The following is an 18,623-nucleotide window of genomic DNA, read 5'->3' as shown; positions in this document are numbered from 1 at the left end:
ACCTTCTTCGAGGAATGCTTGTCGTTATTTGCTGTATGGCAGGGATAGCGGCGGCGGATGAAAAGAACATCCTGGTCACCAGCGGTAGCGATCGGGCCACCCCGATCGCCGTAGTACCGTTCGGCTGGCAGGGCGGCAGCGTGCTGCCGGACGACATGGCCCAGATCGTCAGTGACGACCTGCGCAACTCCGGTTACTACGCGCCGATTCCGAAAGGCAACATGATCAGCCAGCCCAACCAGGCGAGCGAAGTTGTGTTCCGTGACTGGAAAGCAGTGGGCGCGCAGTACCTGATGGTCGGCAACATCACGCCAGCCGGCGGTCGCCTGCAAATCCAGTACACGTTGTTCAACGTGGCCACCGAGCAGCAGGTCTTGACCGGCAGCGTATCGGGCACCGCCGAACAACTGCGGGACATGGCGCACTACATCTCCGACCAGTCGTTTGAAAAGCTCACCGGTATCAAAGGTGCTTTCTCGACGCGTCTGCTTTATGTAACGGCTGAGCGTTTCTCCGTAGATAACACGCGTTACACATTGCAGCGTTCGGACTACGACGGTGCACGGGCTGTGACGTTGTTGCAATCGCGTGAGCCAATCCTGTCGCCGCGTTTTGCGCCGGACGGCAAGCGTATTGCCTACGTGTCGTTCGAGCAGCGCCGTCCACGTATCTTCGTGCAGCACATTGATACGGGTCGTCGTGAGCAGATCACCAACTTCGAAGGCCTCAACGGTGCACCTGCCTGGTCGCCGGATGGTTCGCGCCTGGCGTTCGTACTGTCCAAAGACGGCAACCCGGACATCTACGTGATGAACATGGCTTCGCGCCAGATCAGCCGTGTTACCAGCGGCCCGGGCATCAACACTGAACCGTTCTGGGGTAAAGATGGTTCTACCATCTACTTCACCTCCGACCGGGGCGGCAAGCCACAGGTCTACAAGGCAAATGTGAGCGGCGGCAGCGCGGAACGAGTGACCTTTATTGGTAACTACAACGCAAATCCGAAGCTTTCGGCTGATGAAAAGACGTTGGTGATGATTCACCGTCAGGATGGTTTCACTAATTTCCGGGTTGCGGCCCAGGATTTGCAGCGCGGAACCGTAAAAATCCTTACAGATACCAACCTTGATGAGTCAGCTACTGTTGCGCCCAACGGCACCATGGTAATCTACGCCACCCGCCAGCAGGGCCGGGGAGTCTTGATGCTCGTATCCATTAATGGACGCGTAAGGCTCCCACTTCCTACCGCACAAGGCGAAGTCAGAGAACCATCCTGGTCCCCTTACCTGAACTGACGCGGCGCTACAAAAAGAAGTACTTAACACACTGGGGTTCATTAGGAGTTTCACGATGGAAATGCTGAAGTTTGGTAAGTTTGCTGCTCTGGCTCTGGCTCTGTCCGTAGCCGTTGGTTGCTCCTCTAAAGGCGGCGACAATGCCGGTGAAGGCGCAGCTGTTGATCCAAACGCTGGTTACGGCGCTAACACTGGTGCAGTTGACGGCTCCCTGAGCGAAGAAGCTGCTCTGCGCGCTATCACCACTTTCTACTTCGAATACGACAGTTCGGACCTGAAGCCAGAAGCCATGCGCGCTCTGGACGTTCACGCCAAGGACCTGAAAGCTAACGGCGCTCGCGTTGTTCTGGAAGGTAACACTGACGCCCGTGGTACTCGTGAGTACAACATGGCACTGGGCGAGCGTCGTGCGAAAGCCGTTCAGCGCTACCTGGTACTGCAAGGTGTTGCTCCAGGCCAACTGGAACTGGTTTCCTACGGTAAAGAGCGTCCAGTTGCAACTGGCAACGACGAACAGTCGTGGGCTCAGAACCGTCGCGTCGAACTGCGTAAGTAATTCGTCATGCGAACGTGCCGTCGTGCTCTAACTGTATTGGCTCTCAGCCTCGCACCGCTTGCGGTGTGGGCTGCGGTTCCTGTAACGGATAGCAACTCAGGCTATAACAATAGCGGGAGCAGTTATCCGCCAGCGGGTTATGGCACGAACGGCGCCTATGCTGGGGGAGCGGTTACGTCCGCTCCCTCGGCACAGGGCGAACTGTTCAACCAGCTGCAACGCATGCAGGATCAATTGTCCCAGCAACAAGGCGCAATTGAAGTTCTGCAGAACCAAGTGAACCAGCTGAAGCAAGAAGGCCTGGAGCGATACCAGGATCTTGATCGTCGTATTGGAGCCGGTGTTACACCTGCCGCCACTCCTGATAATTCTTCTGCCGGTGGTGCGCCAAGTGCTGCCGCCGGTGGTGCTGCAGCGGGGGCCGCTGCTGCCAGCCAAGCCCCTGCCGCCAGTAGCGAACCGGGTGATCCTGCGAAGGAAAAACTGTATTACGATGCAGCCTTCGACCTGATCAAAGCCAAGGATTTCGATAAGGCCAGCCAGGCTTTTACCGCCTTCCTGCGCAAGTACCCGAACAGTCAATACGCGGGCAATGCCCAGTACTGGTTGGGCGAGGTCAACTTGGCCAAGGGTGACTTGCAAGCAGCAGGCCAGGCGTTTGCCAAGGTCAGCCAGCTTTACCCAAAGCATGCCAAGGTGCCTGATTCGCTGTACAAACTCGCTGACGTAGAACGCCGCCTGGGTCATACCGACAAGGTCAAAGGCATTCTGCAGCAGGTGGTTGCCCAATATCCGGGTACCTCCGCTGCCCAGTTGGCGCAACGGGATCTGCAACGCTTGTAAGCGCTGCAGCCCCGTTCAGAAGAAACCCGCGCCTGGCGCGGGTTTTTTCGTTAGAATCCACGCCCTTTTATGAAACACGCTCCTTGGGGTTGACGCGTTGGCGCAATCCCTCGAAGTGCCTGACGGAGGCGGACAGCCTGTTTAGCTGTTACGCCCGTGGCGACTATGCAAGACACATTACGTATTACCGAAGTTTTTTACTCGTTACAGGGTGAAACGCGAACCGCTGGCCTGCCCACCGTATTTGTACGGCTGACCGGCTGCCCTTTGCGTTGCCAATACTGTGACAGCGCCTACGCCTTCAGTGGCGGCACCGTGCGCACCATCGACGACATCCTTGAGCAGGTTGCCGGCTTCAAGCCGCGCTACGTCTGTGTCACTGGCGGCGAGCCCCTGGCCCAACCCAATGCCATCCCATTGCTCAAGCAGCTGTGTGACGCCGGTTACGAGGTCTCGTTGGAAACCAGCGGCGCCTTGGACATCTCGGCGGTGGACCCGCGCGTCAGCCGAGTGGTCGACCTCAAGACCCCAGGCTCCAAAGAGGCGCACCGTAACCTCTACGACAACATGGACCTGCTGACGGCCAACGATCAGGTCAAGTTCGTGATCTGTTCCCGCGACGATTATGACTGGGCGGCCTCCAAGCTGATCCAGTACGGCCTTGACCGTCGCGCAGGCGAGGTGCTGTTCTCCCCAAGCCATCACGACCTGAACGCCCGCGACCTGGCGGACTGGGTGGTAGCGGACAACCTGCCGGTACGCCTGCAATTGCAGTTGCACAAATACCTGTGGAATGACGAACCGGGGCGCTGAGATGGCTGATCAACAACGTGCAGTCATCCTGCTCTCTGGCGGCCTGGATTCCGCCACGCTGGTGGCCATGGTCCGCGCCCGAGGCTACAGCTGCTACACCATGAGCTTCGACTACGGCCAGCGCCACCGCGCCGAGCTGGACGCCGCCGCGCGTGTCGCCCATGACCTGGGCGTAGTCGAGCACAAAGTGATCGGCCTCAACCTCAATGGCATCGGCGGTTCGGCCCTGACTGACAGCAGCATCGACGTACCCGAGAGGCCGAGCGAAGGCATCCCGCTGACCTATGTGCCCGCACGTAACACCGTGTTCCTGTCCCTGGCCCTCGGCTGGGCCGAAGTGCTGAATGCCCGCGAGATCTTCATCGGCGTCAATGCACTGGACTACAACGGCTACCCGGACTGCCGTCCAGAGTATGTCGAGGCATTCGAGCGCATGGCCAACCTGGCCACCAGAGCCGGTGTAGAAGGGCAGGGGTTTCGCATCCAGGCGCCGCTGCAGAACATGAGCAAGGCGGACATTGTGAAGGTTGGTCTAGGGCTTGGCGTCGATTACACGCTGACTGTTTCCTGCTACCAAGCAGACAATGCCGGCCGTGCGTGTGGGAAATGTGATGCTTGCAGACTGCGTGCAGAAGGCTTTCAAGCGGCCGGAATTGCTGACCCAACGCGCTATTTCTGATTTATTTCAAATAAGGTGTTGAATAATCCTTAGAAGTCAGTATTATACGCGCCACAACACAGCGGGTCGTTAGCTCAGTTGGTAGAGCAGTTGGCTTTTAACCAATTGGTCGTAGGTTCGAATCCCACACGACCCACCATTTTTGGCGGTTTAGAAAATCCGGAAGGCCCACGCAAGTGAGGATTTCCGGGTTTTTTTTTGCCTGCGATTTGGTGGGGTTCGAGTCCCGATACACGGGTATCACCAACGTACGGTACTGCTAGCTGTGCAGGCGTCTAATATCACGCCTGAGTGCTAGACGTCTTCTGTCACATCAACCGTGACTGTCAGTTACTGACCTTGTTTTTTTAGGAAAAGCCCGGGCTCTTTTAGTGATTTTTCTGACAGTCTCTTCTGGTGTCGGCCCTCTACTGTTGTGTTATGAAAAATTAACGAGCCGCGTGGTATCGCTTCGAACACTGTGCATCCCCTCTCAAATGGTGCTGCTGGCGCACGGACTGTTTTGCCAGCGCTCACTACCGATACTTCAAAGCTTAATAAAGTCAGCGATCCAAGGCACGAAATTAAGAAAGAGGCAACATCGCCCAATGGACTGCTTGCTGTGAGTTACTCACTTGCTACACCTAGCTCTGGGTTGAGCAATATCACCTTTCCAATGTCTATCGACGAAGGTCTTCAAAGAAAGAGTGGCACGGACGCGGGCATTTATTACGCGATGATGTTTGGTGTTAATACCGAGAAAAATACCTATCTTGGCCGCGGCTATATCGGCATGCAGCCGCGCGGGGACGCAAAGGCGCTGATTATTTTTTCTGGGTATGGGCCGCACTTCAAAGCATCACAAGGCACAGCTGAGTTTGATGGAGTAAAGGGGGCCAGCAATAGCACATTGGTAGACTTTAAATTTGGCAATAAATATAACCTTACGGTTGAGCGAGATCCTGCGAATGCGAAGAACTTGAAAGCCTATATTCAGGATGTCACGGATCCCGATAATCCTGAGCCCAGGCAGCATGTCAAAGATCTGTCTGTCGATCAGCGTGTTGTATTGGTCGGCACAGATACAGGTTTCGTCGAACAGTACGGCGCGAAAATAAATCAAAGCTCGCAGATAGCGCCTACTCGAGGTAGTTTTTTTGCACCTTTCACGACAGATGATGAGGGCAATATTAAAGTGGGTGAAATCAAGAGCAATGGTTTATATGGAAGGTACAAAAACTCAGTGGTGGGTCAGCAGCAGATTGTCAAAGCAGGGGGTGTAGGTAAGGAGTTAGAGTTTTCTTTACAGGGCGTGGTTAAAGAGGAAGCCCCGGCGGCGGCGAAATGATAGAAACTGTTTCTTCGGGGCTATAGAAACTGTTTCTTGACCTGCGGGGCTCTGTCAGAGTCCCGCACGCCCCACGATGAAGGCGGTACTTATAAAATACACTGCCAACGGCTCAGCCAAACCGCTCGGTAATATAGTCCTCGGTCTGCTTCATCTTCGGCTTGGTAAAAACCTCGTCTGTATTCCCATACTCAATCAATTCCCCCATGAACATGAACGCGGTGTTGTCCGACACCTGCGCGGCTTGCTGCATGTTGTGGGTCACGGTGATCACCGTGTAGTGCGCCTTCAACTCTGTAATCAGCTGCTCGATACGCCCAGTGGAAATCGGGTCGAGCGCTGAAGTCGGTTCGTCCAGCAGCAACACCTGCGGGCGCAGCGCAATGGTGCGTGCAATGCGCACGCGCACGCGCCTTCGCCTGGGGCGTTGGTCATGATCAGGTTGAAGTCCTTGGCGTTGGCCCAGTCGGCGGTATCCGCAGCCCTCGATACGCCCAGTGGAAATCGGGTCGAGCGCTGAAGTCGGTTCGTCCAGCAGCAACACCTGCGGGCGCAGCGCAATGGTGCGTGCAATGCGCACGCGCACGCGCCTTCGCCTGGGGCGTTGGTCATGATCAGGTTGAAGTCCTTGGCGTTGGCCCAGTCGGCGGTATCCGCAGCCGCCTGGAACGCCTTGGCGTCAGGTTTGACGAATGTGCCCGACGCATTTTTCAGCTGGGCGTAGGTCATCTTGTTCTGCAGGGCGTAGGCGTATTCCACAAAGCCGATGGAGTTCTTGATCTGCTTCACGTAGGCCGAAACGCCTTCGTTACCCTTGCCGCCCACACTGACCGGCCACGGCACGGTGGTGCCGAAACCAATCTTGGTTTTCCAGCTGTCACTGACTTTGGCCAGGTAGTTGGTGAACATTTAGAAATGTTTGCAGCGGTGAACGTAGGCGTGCCCACGTCCACCGCCGCGATGCTACTTAGTTGATGCTCTGGTCGCGGCACGGTGGTGCCGAAACCAATCTTGGTTTTCCAGCTGTCACTGACTTTGGCCAGGTAGTTGGTGAACATTTAGAAATGTTTGCAGCGGTGAACGTAGGCGTGCCCACGTCCACCGCCGCGATGCTACTTAGTTGATGCTCTGGTCGATCCCAGCCTGCAACTCTTGGCTATCACTGTGCCCGCCGACCCGCAGCGGCCCAAGGTTGAAGGCTTGATCCTTACGCGTGGCGTCGTCCTGTTTCTGGGTCAGTTCGTCCTTGGCGCCCAGCACCAGGTTGACCGGTGACTTCGACAGGTTCAGCCCCACATCGGCTCGGTAGTCGCTGCCGGCCAACGTCGTTGCCGTCACCTTGGAACCACCCAGGTCGACCTTGCCCTGGTCCGCGCTGATCCGCGCGCCCGTCAGGCGGGTTTCGCCACTCACCTGCAGGTTGACGCCCTGCGTACCGCGGATGCCCGATGCTTGAGTGACGCTGTCTTTCACCACATGGCTGACGTCCAGGTTCAACGTCGGGGTGTAGGACGTGTTGCCGCTCTTGTCGCCGAGCAGCACGCTTTCGGCGGTATTGGCCACCGAGCTGCCGGTGGTGTTCTTGCCGCTGACGGCGTAGCTGTCAGTGGTTTTTGGCCAGACCTTTTCCTTGAGGTCCGACAGGCGAGTGCCCACGGCATCCTTCTTGTCCGCCAGGTAAGCCTTGGCTTTGTCCACGCTCGTACCGAAGGCGCTACGCGGCTCGGGGTTCACGTCGTAGCTACCGTTGCGGGTGAGTTTTTCGCCCAGGCGTTCCTTGGCGTTACCAACGCTGTTGACCACGCTGTCCTTGGCCGAGGCCAGGTGCTCGGTGCCCTTGTCGACGGCGTTCTCCAACTTGTCGCGATGCTTGTCGAACGCGCCCTCGGCCTTGGCTTGCACCTTGTCCTTGAGCGGGCCGCTGGCCTTAGCCAGTTTGTTGACCACGCCGGGCTGGTTTTTCTCGACATCAAGCTTGGCGTCGACGTTGACTTGGGTGCTGCTGACTTGATCCTTGCGGCTCTCAACGACGAGGTCGCCGCCGACATTGCCACTGACCTGCTCGGCTTCAATCCGCGCGCCGGCCAGATGGGTGTCACCGGCACTGTTGATCACCACCGTATTCGCCTTGATCAGGCTGTCGTGCTGGGTGGTGCCTTGCAGGTGATCCACGTCGACCTTGGCCCGCGCATTGATGCCGTGCTGGGTCTTGGGGGTGTCGTGTTCACCGGCGTCGGCCAGGGTCGTTTTTCCGCCGCTGCCGCCTGCGCCCAGGGTCACGCCCCAGCTGTTATGCGCCTGGGTCGATTGCGCCGATTCTTGCAGGATGCCGCCGTTTTGCGCATCCAGATTGACGCTGTCAGCCACCACCTGAGTGCCTTGCAGGTGGATGGCATCCGCCGCGTTGGCGCCGCTGGTGAGGCTCACCTTGCCGTGGCTGTGCAACTGCCCGACGCTAACGCCTTGGTCGTTTTCGGCGACTTTGCCGATGTTGAAGTTGGCGCTCAGGCTGCCGGTGGTGCCGCTGCTTTCGGCGCTGTTGGTCTTGCCGGCACCGACCGTCAGGCCGCCGCCCAGGTTGCTGCCGCTGCTCACGTGAGTATCGGTGGCTGCTTGCAGGTTCAGCTTGCCGCCAGCGTTGAGGCTGATGTCACCGGTCTTCGCGGTGCTGCTGCCGACCTGAGTGCCTTGCAGGGTCATGTCGCCACCGCTGCTGAGCTGGATCGGGCCGTTGCCCTGCAGCGTCGCGACACGCGCCAGGCTGTCCTGGGTGTTCAGGCGCTTGTCGTCCAGTTGCACACCGGCACCGAGGTTGACGTTCGTACCGTTGCTGCCCGGCGCCGTGCCCACGGTCAATGAACCGCTGCCACGCAGGCTGTTATTGGTGTTGCTCTGGGTATCGTTGGCCTGGTTCAGCGCCAATTCGCCACCGGCTTTGAGGTTGACGCCCGCCTGGCCGCCGTTGAACTGGCTGCCTTCATAACGCGCGTCGCCTTGGGTCTCGATGTTTACACCCTGGGCGCCGGCGTAGCTGCCGACCACCGCTGTGCTGCTGGCCTCGCGCACATCGCTGCTGCCGCCTGCGCCATTGCCGCGCACGTTCAAGTCTTCACCGGTGGTGGTGTAGACGCGCACGCCCACTTTGGCGTCAACGCCTTGCTCGCTGCTGGTGTGGGTGTTGGCGGCGGCGGTGGCGAGGTGCTCGCCAGCATTGATCTTCAGCCCGCCCTCACTGGCGCGGTATTGAGTGCCCTCATCTTTTACGGTGTTGGCGACATTGACCTGCACCGTGCCACCACTGAACTGGCTGACCACGGCGGTACTGTCCTGCTGTGTGCGGGTCTTGTTGGTATGGCCGATTTCCACATCGAGCCCGACATTCGGTTGCTCGAAGGCATCCAGCAGGCCTGGCTGATGGAATTTGGCCTGCGCCACGCCTTCGACGGCTTTTTCGATAGGCCGGGTGAGGCCTTTGTATTCGACATTAGCGCCGACGTCGGCGGTCCAGCCGTTCTCCTTGTGGGTACCGGTCTCGGTGTTATGCGCCGCCTGGTTATCGACCTGGGCCGCGTTGACCTGCAACTCAGAACCGGCCTTCACCTGCGCGCCTTGGCTGGTGAGGGTGTTGCCGGCGTTGATCGTCAACGTGCCGGCCGACGCCACGCTGCTGGTTTGCGCCGTGGTTTTGTGGCTGGTGTCATTGCTGCTCTGATGGCTGAACTGAGCACCATTGCCGGCTCGGTCCAGGCCGCCGGTGTAATACACGCCGCCAGCGGTGGTGGTGGTGTCGGTTTGGTTGCGGGTGCTGTTATCGGTCGCCAACAGCTCGACGTTTTTGCCGCTCACGGTCGCATCGCCCTGGGTCGCCTTCAGCTCGGAACCCTTGATGCTCACGTCGCCACCGGCCGTAACGGCCAGGCTGCCGCCGCTGAGGCTGGAGGCTTGCTGCTGGGTGGTGTCGGTCTTGCTGGTGTGCTGCTGGTCTGCATAGTTCACACCCGCGCGGTACTGACGGGTGCCGTCGGCGGTTTCCTTGGCGTAGCCATCGAAACCCCGCGTGTGAGTGCTGGTGGTGGTGTCAGAGGTGTTTTCAGCCGATACGACCTTGATGTCACCCTTGGCATCCGCTTGCAGTTTGCCTGCCGCAGAGACCTTGGAGCCGCTGACGCTGATGTCCTTGGCGCTTTGCAGTTTGAGGTTGCTGTCCGAGCGCAGGTTGCTGGCGACGACGGTGCTGTCCTTGAGGTTCTTGCGGCTTTCATCCTTGGAGATACCAAAGAACTTGCTGTCGTTGCTGTAGCTATTGTCGTGGGAGGTGTCTTGTACGCCGTCGATCACCAGTGAGCCTTTGTCGCTGATGACGCTGGCCTGTTGGCCACCACGCGCCTGGCTACCGCTGATGCGCACGTCGTCCGCCTTGACGATCAGCTTGCCGTCGGCGTTGACCTTGCTGCCGGTGTTCAGGGTCTTGCCCTTATCGCCATCGCCGTTCTTGCCGAAGAAGCTGCCGCCGGTCAGGTCGCCGGAGTAAGCGTTGTCGCGGCTGCTCTGGGTACGGCTGGCGCTGGTGATATCGACTTGCCGGGCGGCCAATTGAATATCGCCCGCAGATTTCAGCTCGGCGCCCTGCAGCTGCAGTTTTTGCTGGCTGGTCAGCTCCAGGGTCTTGCCGGCCTTGAGGCTGCTGGTGACGCTGCGCTGTTCGCTGCTGGACTTGTCCCAGTTGGCTTTCCACAGGTGCTTGCGATGGTTGCCTTGGTCGCGGGTTTCATGGGTTTCGGTGGCGGCACTCAATTGCAGGTCGGCGCCGCTGTTGACGCGCAAGTCTTCGCCCGCTTCGACCTTACTGCCCTCGATCTCGGTCTTGGCACCCGACGACAGTGCGGCATTGTGTTGCGCGACGACGTTGTTGCCGTGCTGGCGCGAGTCCTTGTCGGTGGTGGTGCGGTCATAGGTTTCGTAGGTGAACAGGAAGTTGCTGTTGTTCCACTGTTCACGCTTTTCCTGGAGCTTGCGGCTTTCCAGGCTGCTGAGGGTGAGGTTGCGGCCGGCGTCGAGCTTGACGTTGCGCCCGCCGACGTCGGTGGCGGCGAGGCTCAAGTCCTTGGCGCTGTGCAAGTCGACATCGCCCTGGCGGCTTTGCACACCGGCGCGGGTGGCGTCGAGGCTGTTGGCGTGGACCTGGCCGCTGATATCGAGGTCGCCAGCGGAGCTTACATTCACTCCGTCGCGACCCTCGACTTGCACCGCGCCCACGCGCACACCGGCCCCTTCGGCGGTGCTGATGATGTTGATACGGCCGGCCTGCATCGCCCCAAACAGACGGGCGTCGATACGCTGGTCTTGGGTTTTGCTCGCCGGGTCGACCTGGCGCACCTGGCCGCTGGCGTAGTCGACCTGATTGCGGCCGACCGTGAGGTTCAATTGGTCACGCGCACTGAGGCGCCCATCGCTGTCGATGCGCGGCGCAATCAGGTTGATCGAGCCCGCGCCGTTTTGCAGGCCCTGGCCTAGCACCGTCAGTTGGCCGCTGGCATCGCGCGTGTTCAAACCTTGTAGCTTGCCGTCGTTGAGCTCAGGGCGGCCCACCACCAAGTTGGCATTCGGGGTGTTGATGAAACTGCCGCCGTTGACGGAAATCCCGTTGGGGTTGGCCAGTACATAATCGGCGGCCCGGCCAAAAATCTCCTGGGCGCCATTGATGGCCGAGGCGTTGCGGCTCACCACCTCGTTGAGGATCACGCTCGCCGCCTGGCCCTGGAACTGCGGGTTGGCCGCCAACTGCCCGGCGAGTTGCGATTGGCCGGCCTGCAAGGCGTTGTTCAACACCACGCCTTGGCGGTCGACGTTGTAGTCCAGGAACTGGTTATGGGACAGGCCGCCGGCATTTGGCGCGACGATATTGACGATGGGCACGCCGCCCTGGTTTTGCAGCTGCGGGGTCCCGCCAGGCCCTTCGACGACGGTCAAGCCACCGGCCAGCACTAGCTGCGGCAGCAGGAACAGGCTGGCGATGGCCCAGCGCAGTTTGCCCTGGGGTGAAAGGTGAAACGTATGGATGTTAGTCGGCATAAATAAATTCGCTCTGTGTTGGCTGATCCGCGACGTGCGTTGTTCGTTGCAACGCTGCTGGGGTGGTCAGGTACGGCGGTTAATTCAGGCTAAACAGGTGTTTGTTCATATCTGCAAGCTAAGGCGCGTCAGCCAGACCTCCGGTTCCTGGCCAAACCCCGTGGGCGTGTTGAGGTTGCGTTGGTAATCGAGGTCCAGTTGCACATTTTTCCAGCTCAGGTTGAGCCCGACACTGGCGCCGCTCAGGCGCTGGCTTTGGGCGCCGTGTTCGCGCTTGAGCCAGCCGTTGTCCAGGCCCAGGCGCGGGGTGATTTTTACCGGCAGGTTGCTGCTCCACGGCAGGCGCAAGGTGTTGCGCCATACCGCACCGATGGCCCCGGACGCGCTGTTTTCGCGGTAGCCACGTACCGCCGAATCGTCGGTGCCCAGCAGTTGTTCGATGGCAGGCAACGCATCCGGGCTGTATTGCGCCGACAGCTGGCTCTGCCACTGCCACGGCTGGCCCAGCCATTGGCCGTTGCGCCATTGGGTGAGGTTGGCGCGGTACTTATGGAATTGCGCCTGGGGCAAGTTTTTTTGCGTTTGGTCAGCATCACGGTCGGCGCCGAACCACGTCAGGCCTTGGGCGTAATTGACGTCGAGGTTCCACACTGCGCTGTTGAGCCAGAACAGATTCAGGCCAGCCTCGGCCACTGTCAGCGTCGGGCTCTGGATGCCTAAGCGAACCTTTTGCAGGTAGCTGTCGACGTCCTTGTAGGCCAGTTGCAGGTTGGCGCTGAGTTGATGGCCCTGGTCGCGCCACAGCACGCGGTCGGTGCGCAAACTGACCTGGTCGGTACGGCCGCTGTTATAAAACGTGGCGCGGCTGAGCTTGAACGGCGAGCGGTATTCGTTATGGCTGGCGAACAGGCTGTAGGTCCAGTACCCGTAAGGGATGGAATAAAACAGGCTGTTGCTGCGGCTGTAGCGCGGCCCGTGGTTGAGCGTGTCGCTGAAGCTCAGGTTGAGCGAATCATTGAGCTCCAGCGGGCTGTCCAGGCTCAGGTTGATGGCATTGCGATCACGCCCGGTGCCGGCGCTGCCGAGGTTATCCACCCCAAGCCCCAACGCCCAGCGCGAGGCGGTGCTGCGCGAACGCAGGATGATGCGCGAGGCGCCAGCTTCACTGCCAGGGGCGATGTCGGCGGTAAGGTCCACCGAGCGCAGGCGGTTGAGCTGGTCCAGGCCTTGTTCCAAATCGCGCAGGTTCAGCGGCTTGCCGAGCATCCCGGGGAACGCGCCGCCTAACGACACCGGCAGGCTCTGGTCGGCCAGTTCGATGGCTTCGAGGTAGCCCTCTTCGACGTGAATATCCAGCGACTGCCCGGCCGCCGGCGGGCTGATCAGGTACGGGCGGCTGGCGATATAGCCGGCTTGCACATACAGCTGGGTGATCTCGGCCAGCAGGCGGTTGATCTGGGTGACGCCCATGCACGGCGCCACATAGGGTTCGATACGTTTGTTCAGCTCAGCCTGGCTGAACAGCGTGACCCCGGCCAGGCGCGTGCCGCTCAGCGGCCAGCAGCGTTCATCTTTGGCGATGTCTGTTGGCAAGGCCGGCGTGGCCGGTTGCGTACCGAAACTGCCGCGTTGCAGCTGCCGTTGACGCTGCTCCAGTTGTAATTGCTGCAAGTCGCGCTGCTGTTGCTGCTGCAAGCGCAGCGCTTCATGGCCCGCTTGCGGCCCATCGGCGGCGGCGGCCGGCAGCGCGCACAGGCAGAGCAGGGCGACGCCCAGTCTCTGGATACAACACCGGCGTTGTGTTGAGGGCTGATTCGGCACTAGACATCCTTAACGTAAACATACACACGATTCATAACCCTGAGCCAAACCGTGGGCCCAGTGGTCTTTTGCCACTAGAGCCATCATTAAACGGATTGTTACGTCGGCTGTAGGATTTATTGCATAATAACGTGAGGAATGCCGCGTTATTCAATAAAAGAATGCGCAAACATGGTGCGTGGTGCCGGTGTGGGCACCTAGTGTGTGTTGAATTTTCGGGTTTTGGTTGCAATGCAGAGGCGCGGGGCAGTTTCTGATTGTTGCAGAGGAACCGTTCAATCGGCGTGTTTATAAACGGGGCCTGCGCAGCCCCGGTTCTGGCTTAGGCTTGTGCAATCAGGTTCAGACGGCTCTTGACGACTTTTTGCAGCAGCATGGCCAACCCCTCGGTGGAGTAGGGCTTTTGCAGCAACACAAAGCGCTGGGCTTCTTCCTGGGCAATGCGTGCGTATTCATCGTTGTAGCCGGTGGTGAGTACCACCGGCAGCCAGGGGTAGAGGGCTTCGATGGCGTCGAGTAATTCCAGCCCGCTCATGCCCGGCATGGAGATGTCGGAGAACACTACCTGGAAGCTTTCCGGGTTGGGCGCCAGGGCTTCCAGCGCACTGTTGGCGTCTGCCACCCACAGCACTTTAAAGCCCATCTGCTCCAGGGTCTGCGAGGTGTAGAGGCCGACATCGGCGTTGTCCTCGACCATCAGCACGCACAAGTTCGAGGCGATGAGGGCGTCGTGATTGTCCTGGATGACTGGCGTCACACCGGCCTCGACCTTGGGCAGGTACAACATGAACTGGCTGCCTTTGCCGCATTCGCTCTGCACCAGAATTTCCCCGCCCGACTGCTTGGCAAAGCCATACACCTGCGACAGGCCCAGCCCGGTGCCTTGGCCGATGCCCTTGGTGGTGTAGAAGGGTTCGAAGATCGCGTCGAGCTTTTCCGCTGCAATGCCTGAACCGGTGTCGCTCAACTCAATGGTCACGTAGTCGGCGATGCGCACCGGGTGGGCACGCACTGAAGGCAGCCACGTAGCTGTTGCTACCTTGATCGCCAACTGGCCACTGCCGTCCATGGCATCCCGGGCATTGACCACCATATTCACCAAGGCGGTATCGAACTGGCTTTCATCGGCGTTGATAAAGCAGGCTTCTTGCGGCACCTCGATAGTGACCTTGATGCGAGAGCCGGTCAGGCTGTCCATCATCTCGCCCACCCGCAGTACGCTGTCGCTGACGTTGAAGACTTCCGGGCGCAAGGCTTGGCGGCGGGCGAAGGTCAGCAATTGGGCGGTCAGGCGCGCGGCGCGGTCCACGGTGTTGGCGATGGCGTCCACGTACTTGATGCGCCGCACTTCGCTCAGGGAAGGGGTTTTGAGCAAGTCAGCGCAGGACTTGATCACGGTCAGCAGGTTATTGAAGTCGTGTGCGACGCCGCCGGTCAGTTGGCCAATCGCTTCCAGTTTCTGCGATTGACGCAGGGCGTCTTCCGTCAGGCGCAGGGCTTCCTTGGCTTCTTCCTCGGCCTGGATATCCCGGCCCACCGCGTGGATGTAGTCGCTGTCGGGCACGGCGGTCCAGGCAATCATGCGGTAGCTGCCATCCTGGTGGCGGTAGCGGTTCTTGAAGTTGGGGAAATTCTTGCCATCCCCCAGGCGGCTGACCGCTGACGATGAGACGGCCAGGTCGTCCGGGTGCACCAAGGCCAGCAGCTGGCTGCCCACCAAGTCGTGTTCGGTGTGGCCGAGCATGCGCGTCCAGGCCGGGTTGACGGCGGAGATGACGCCGTCGAGTTGGGCGACCAGCATCAGGTCCGGCGACAGGCGCCAGATACGGTCACGGTCGCGGGTGCGCTCCACCACCCGTTGTTCCAGGGATTCGTTGAGGCTGCGCAACGACTCCTCGGCTTCACGCAGGGCGGTGATATCTCGGGAGACGCAGAGGATCTGCTCCGGCTGGCCGGCACTGTCAAGGATCGGGCTGACCTGCACATGCCACCATTTCGGGTTACCGGCCAAGGTCTGGGCGGGGCCGATGAAGCTCGCGCTTTCACCGCGTTTGGCGGCCTGCACGGCCGCCTTGGCATCCAGGTTGCCCTGGTCTTGCCAGAAGTCGGGCCATGGGCAGCCACGGATGCTGTTGAAGTCGCTGACTTCCATGATTTTCATGCCGCCTTCACTCATAAAGGTGAGGCGGGCATCGAGGTCGAGGACCTTGATGCAGTCGTTGATGCTGGCCAACACGCGCTCGGTGAATGCCTCGTTCCTGCCCAGGCCGCTGGTGGCCAGTTCGCTTGGCTCAGGGCCCATCCCGACAGTGGTATTCATTTGAGTGTGGCCGAGTGGGTTAAATGGTCTTCATCATGTCATTACGATACCTATCCCACCAGCGACTTCCTCACGCACGGCGCTGCCCAATGCTGTCACGCCGATCGATAACCTGACCTTCGACGTGGCGTATTCCTACTTGAAGGAAGAGCCGATCAAGGTGCGCCAGACTCAGCCAGCACGGGGCCTGACCTACCACGCCAAGTATGAAAACAGCGCCAACGGTTTTGGTGGTTCGGTGACTTACCGTTTCTGAGCTTCGTTGTACCGCGAAGAGCCCGGCTTGTGGCAGGGCTCTTCGCCGTTTATTCCCCCCGACAGACGTGCCCGAGAATGCCAGATTAGGCTTTTGAACAAGTATGAAAACAGCGCCAACGGTTTTGGTGGTTCGGTGACTTACCGTTTCTGAGCTTCGTTGTACCGCGAAGAGCCCGGCTTGTGGCAGGGCTCTTCGCCGTTTATTCCCCCCGACAGACGTGCCCGAGAATGCCAGATTAGGCTTTTGAATCCATTCGATATTCTGTAGCCTTGCGCAGCTTCACCCGTGCTTGATGAACACAACCACTTCGTCCGGCGGCGCCCAAAGGGCTCCAGAGCCGGTGGTACACTCGACTTTCGCGCAACTGCGCCTGCAGGTCTTGCGAACATGACGCAAATTTCCGAACGCCTTCTGGTTCAAGCCCACCTCGACGCCAAGCAGCCCAAAACTCTGAGCGCCGAAGAGGAGACGCGCCTGCGTGCCGCCATCGCCGCCGAGCTCAAGGCTCAAGACGCGGTGCTGGTTGCCCACTTCTACTGCGACCCGGTGATTCAGGCCTTGGCCGAAGAAACCGGCGGCTGTGTTTCCGACTCCCTGGAAATGGCCCGCTTCGGCGCTGCCCACCCGGCCAAGACCGTGTTGGTTGCCGGCGTGCGATTCATGGGTGAGACCGCCAAAATCCTCACCCCCGAAAAGCGCATCCTCATGCCCACCCTGGAAGCCACCTGCTCGCTGGACCTTGGCTGCCCGGTGGATGAGTTCTCGGCGTTCTGCGATCAGCATCCGGAGCGCACGGTGGTGGTGTATGCCAACACCTCGGCGGCAGTTAAAGCCCGGGCGGATTGGGTCGTCACCTCCAGCTGCGCACTGGAAATCGTCGAAAGCCTGATGGACAACGGCGAGACGATTATCTGGGGCCCGGACAAACACCTGGGCACTTACATTCAGCGCCAGACCGGTGCGGATATGTTGCTGTGGGACGGCGCGTGCATCGTCCACGAGGAATTTAAGTCCAAGCAGTTGGAAGACATGAAGGCGCTGTACCCGGATGCCGCGATTCTGGTGCACCCAGAGTCGCCGACGGCGGTGATTGAATTGGCGGACGCGGTGGGTTCCACCAGCCAACTGATCGCGGCGGCCCAGCGTTTGCCGAACAAGACCTTTATCGTGGCGACTGATCGCGGCATCTTCTACAAGATGCAGCAGCTGTGCCCAGACAAAGTCTTCGTTGAGGCGCCGACTGCCGGTAACGGCGCGGCATGCCGCAGTTGCGCGCACTGCCCGTGGATGGCGATGAATACGCTGGAGCGCACGTTGCAATGCCTGCGTGAGGGCAGCAACGAGATCTTCGTTGAGCCGTCGGTGATTCCACAGGCGGTGCGGCCGCTCAAGCGCATGCTGGATTTTACCCAGGCTGCGCGCCTGAAACTGGCTGGCAATGCCTGACCCAAGCTGTAAAAACGAAATGTGAGTCTATGCTGCGATAGCATCACCCAGGTCTGCCTGATAGACCGAGGTACCTGCATCGCAAGCCAGCCAGCTCCGACATTTGATTTGGGTTGCCTTGAATTACTTCTTCTGCTTCGGAACCCGCACCAACTGCGTATCCGAATAAATGTCATGCCAACTGCGTTTCTGCTTATCAAACAACGACCAGATAAACCCCAACCCCACGCACAGCCACGACGCAATCGACACCACAAAGCGTAACAGCGCCTGCCACAGACTGATCCGCGAGCCGTCGGCGTTCTGTACGCGCACGCCCCACACCTGCATGCCCAGCGTCTGCCCGGAATGGGTCCAGAACTTCGCGAAAAAACCAAACAACACAAAAAACAAAATCGTCGACAGCAACGGGTCACCGTCCAGCGCGCCGGATTCGGTGAGCGTGCGCATCTTGGCTTCGCCGATAAACGCCATCCACACCAGCTTGTAGACAAACGCGGTGACGATCAGCAAGGCGGTGCACAACAGAAAGTCATAAAACATCGCTGCCAGACGACGGCCCAGGCCAACGGCGGGGAATTCGCCTTGGGGGCTCAGCAGGGGTTTGGACATGGCAGTCTCTCTAGAGAAAAAAGCCATTTTACGAGCAAACGCACATAAAAAAGCCCCTGATGTCACCATCAGGGGCTTTTTGTCGCAGTAAGGATCAACCGTCTGCTTGTACTTCGTCAGCCTGCATACCTTTTTGGCCTTGCACGGCGATGAAGCTCACTTTTTGGCCTTCTTTCAGGCTCTTGAAGCCGTTGCCCTGAATAGCGCGGAAATGGACGAACAGATCCGGACCGCTTTCTGGAGTGATAAAACCAAACCCTTTCTCGTCGTTAAACCACTTGACGGTACCGCTCTGACGTCCACTTTTATCCGACATTTTCTTATTTCCTTGACGCAAAAATTAATGACAGCCCCTTTCGCATGAAAGAGTACTGGGCTGGGTTGCAGGAAAGTAAGAGACGTCGAACGGGTTGTAGCGCAACTACTTCAGCTACTGCCCAGGTCCAGGTTCCAAGCGACCCATGCAAACACAGTGAAGAAACTCTACGCCAACTAATGGAGAAAAAACAAGCCCCGTCAAAAGCCCAGGTTTTGCTTGGCTTCATGGCTGTTTGATCAACAATGTGGATCCCACTTATTC

Annotated in this window: 12 protein-coding genes, 1 tRNA gene and 3 pseudogenes; 9 read left to right on the top strand and 7 right to left on the bottom strand. The window is 59.3% G+C overall.

Translation table 11 applies throughout. From position 1 onward, the window contains the following. Positions 1–14 precede the first annotated feature (14 nt). The 7 genes from tolB (at position 15) to GJU48_RS19020 (ending at position 5,513) form a co-directional block, all read left to right on the top strand. Positions 15–1,295: a Tol-Pal system beta propeller repeat protein TolB gene (gene tolB / locus GJU48_RS19050; protein ID WP_176462982.1), complete on the top strand. Its 1,281-nt coding sequence runs from the start codon at positions 15–17 to the stop codon at positions 1,293–1,295. A 55-nt stretch (positions 1,296–1,350) separates the two neighbouring features. Then, complete coding sequence (gene pal / locus GJU48_RS19045; protein WP_003193861.1) at positions 1,351–1,851, top strand: peptidoglycan-associated lipoprotein Pal; 501 nt, start codon at positions 1,351–1,353, stop codon at positions 1,849–1,851. Between the two features lie 6 nt (positions 1,852–1,857). After that, positions 1,858–2,694 (top strand): tol-pal system protein YbgF, encoded by an 837-nt coding sequence (gene ybgF, locus GJU48_RS19040; RefSeq protein WP_094952492.1) that lies wholly within the window; start codon positions 1,858–1,860, stop codon positions 2,692–2,694. 165 nt (positions 2,695–2,859) lie between these two features. Next, complete coding sequence (gene queE / locus GJU48_RS19035) at positions 2,860–3,507, top strand: 7-carboxy-7-deazaguanine synthase QueE (RefSeq protein WP_094952491.1); 648 nt, start codon at positions 2,860–2,862, stop codon at positions 3,505–3,507. A 1-nt stretch (position 3,508) separates the two neighbouring features. Next, positions 3,509–4,186 (top strand): 7-cyano-7-deazaguanine synthase QueC, encoded by a 678-nt coding sequence (gene queC, locus GJU48_RS19030; RefSeq protein ID WP_176462981.1) that lies wholly within the window; start codon positions 3,509–3,511, stop codon positions 4,184–4,186. Between the two features lie 63 nt (positions 4,187–4,249). Continuing rightward, a tRNA-Lys gene (locus GJU48_RS19025) sits at positions 4,250–4,325 on the top strand. A gap of 363 nt (positions 4,326–4,688) precedes the next feature. Then, positions 4,689–5,513, top strand: a complete 825-nt coding sequence (locus GJU48_RS19020) for a hypothetical protein (RefSeq protein ID WP_094952489.1) — start codon at positions 4,689–4,691, stop codon at positions 5,511–5,513. Positions 5,514–5,625: 112 nt separating this feature from the next. On the opposite strand, the pseudogene GJU48_RS19015 reads toward GJU48_RS19020, so the two are convergent. From GJU48_RS19015 to GJU48_RS18995, 5 genes and pseudogenes are all read right to left on the bottom strand, one after another. Next, positions 5,626–5,919 (bottom strand): annotated as a pseudogene (locus GJU48_RS19015) (phosphate ABC transporter ATP-binding protein); the annotation flags it as partial. 179 nt (positions 5,920–6,098) lie between these two features. Continuing rightward, positions 6,099–6,419 (bottom strand): annotated as a pseudogene (locus GJU48_RS19010) (phosphate ABC transporter substrate-binding protein PstS); the annotation flags it as partial. Positions 6,420–6,629: 210 nt separating this feature from the next. Further along, positions 6,630–11,585 (bottom strand): hemagglutinin repeat-containing protein, encoded by a 4,956-nt coding sequence (locus GJU48_RS19005; RefSeq protein WP_094952488.1) that lies wholly within the window; start codon positions 11,583–11,585, stop codon positions 6,630–6,632. 105 nt (positions 11,586–11,690) lie between these two features. Next, positions 11,691–13,406, bottom strand: coding sequence for a ShlB/FhaC/HecB family hemolysin secretion/activation protein (locus GJU48_RS19000; RefSeq protein ID WP_094952487.1), 1,716 nt, complete (start codon positions 13,404–13,406; stop codon positions 11,691–11,693). A 322-nt stretch (positions 13,407–13,728) separates the two neighbouring features. Continuing rightward, positions 13,729–15,726: a hybrid sensor histidine kinase/response regulator gene (locus GJU48_RS18995; protein ID WP_242152261.1), complete on the bottom strand. Its 1,998-nt coding sequence runs from the start codon at positions 15,724–15,726 to the stop codon at positions 13,729–13,731. Positions 15,727–15,823: 97 nt separating this feature from the next. On the opposite strand from GJU48_RS18995, the pseudogene GJU48_RS18990 reads away from it, so the two are divergent. Both GJU48_RS18990 and nadA read left to right on the top strand, forming a co-directional pair. After that, positions 15,824–15,982, top strand: a pseudogene (locus tag GJU48_RS18990) (transporter); the annotation flags it as partial. A 390-nt stretch (positions 15,983–16,372) separates the two neighbouring features. Next, entirely contained in the window at positions 16,373–17,431 is a 1,059-nt protein-coding gene (nadA, locus tag GJU48_RS18985) for a quinolinate synthase NadA (protein ID WP_094952486.1), read from the top strand. A gap of 123 nt (positions 17,432–17,554) precedes the next feature. On the opposite strand, the gene GJU48_RS18980 is transcribed toward nadA, so the two are convergent. Together GJU48_RS18980 and GJU48_RS18975 are read right to left on the bottom strand one after the other, a co-directional pair. After that, positions 17,555–18,043: an RDD family protein gene (locus GJU48_RS18980; RefSeq protein ID WP_094950800.1), complete on the bottom strand. Its 489-nt coding sequence runs from the start codon at positions 18,041–18,043 to the stop codon at positions 17,555–17,557. 94 nt (positions 18,044–18,137) lie between these two features. Beyond that, entirely contained in the window at positions 18,138–18,359 is a 222-nt protein-coding gene (locus GJU48_RS18975) for a cold-shock protein (RefSeq protein WP_094950801.1), read from the bottom strand. Positions 18,360–18,623 lie beyond the last annotated feature (264 nt).

The sequence above is a fragment of the Pseudomonas sp. IB20 genome (assembly GCF_009707325.1).
Lineage (GTDB): Bacteria > Pseudomonadota > Gammaproteobacteria > Pseudomonadales > Pseudomonadaceae > Aquipseudomonas.
Note: the sequence above shows the minus strand (reverse complement) of the source record. Positions and strands in the feature narration are given on the sequence as shown.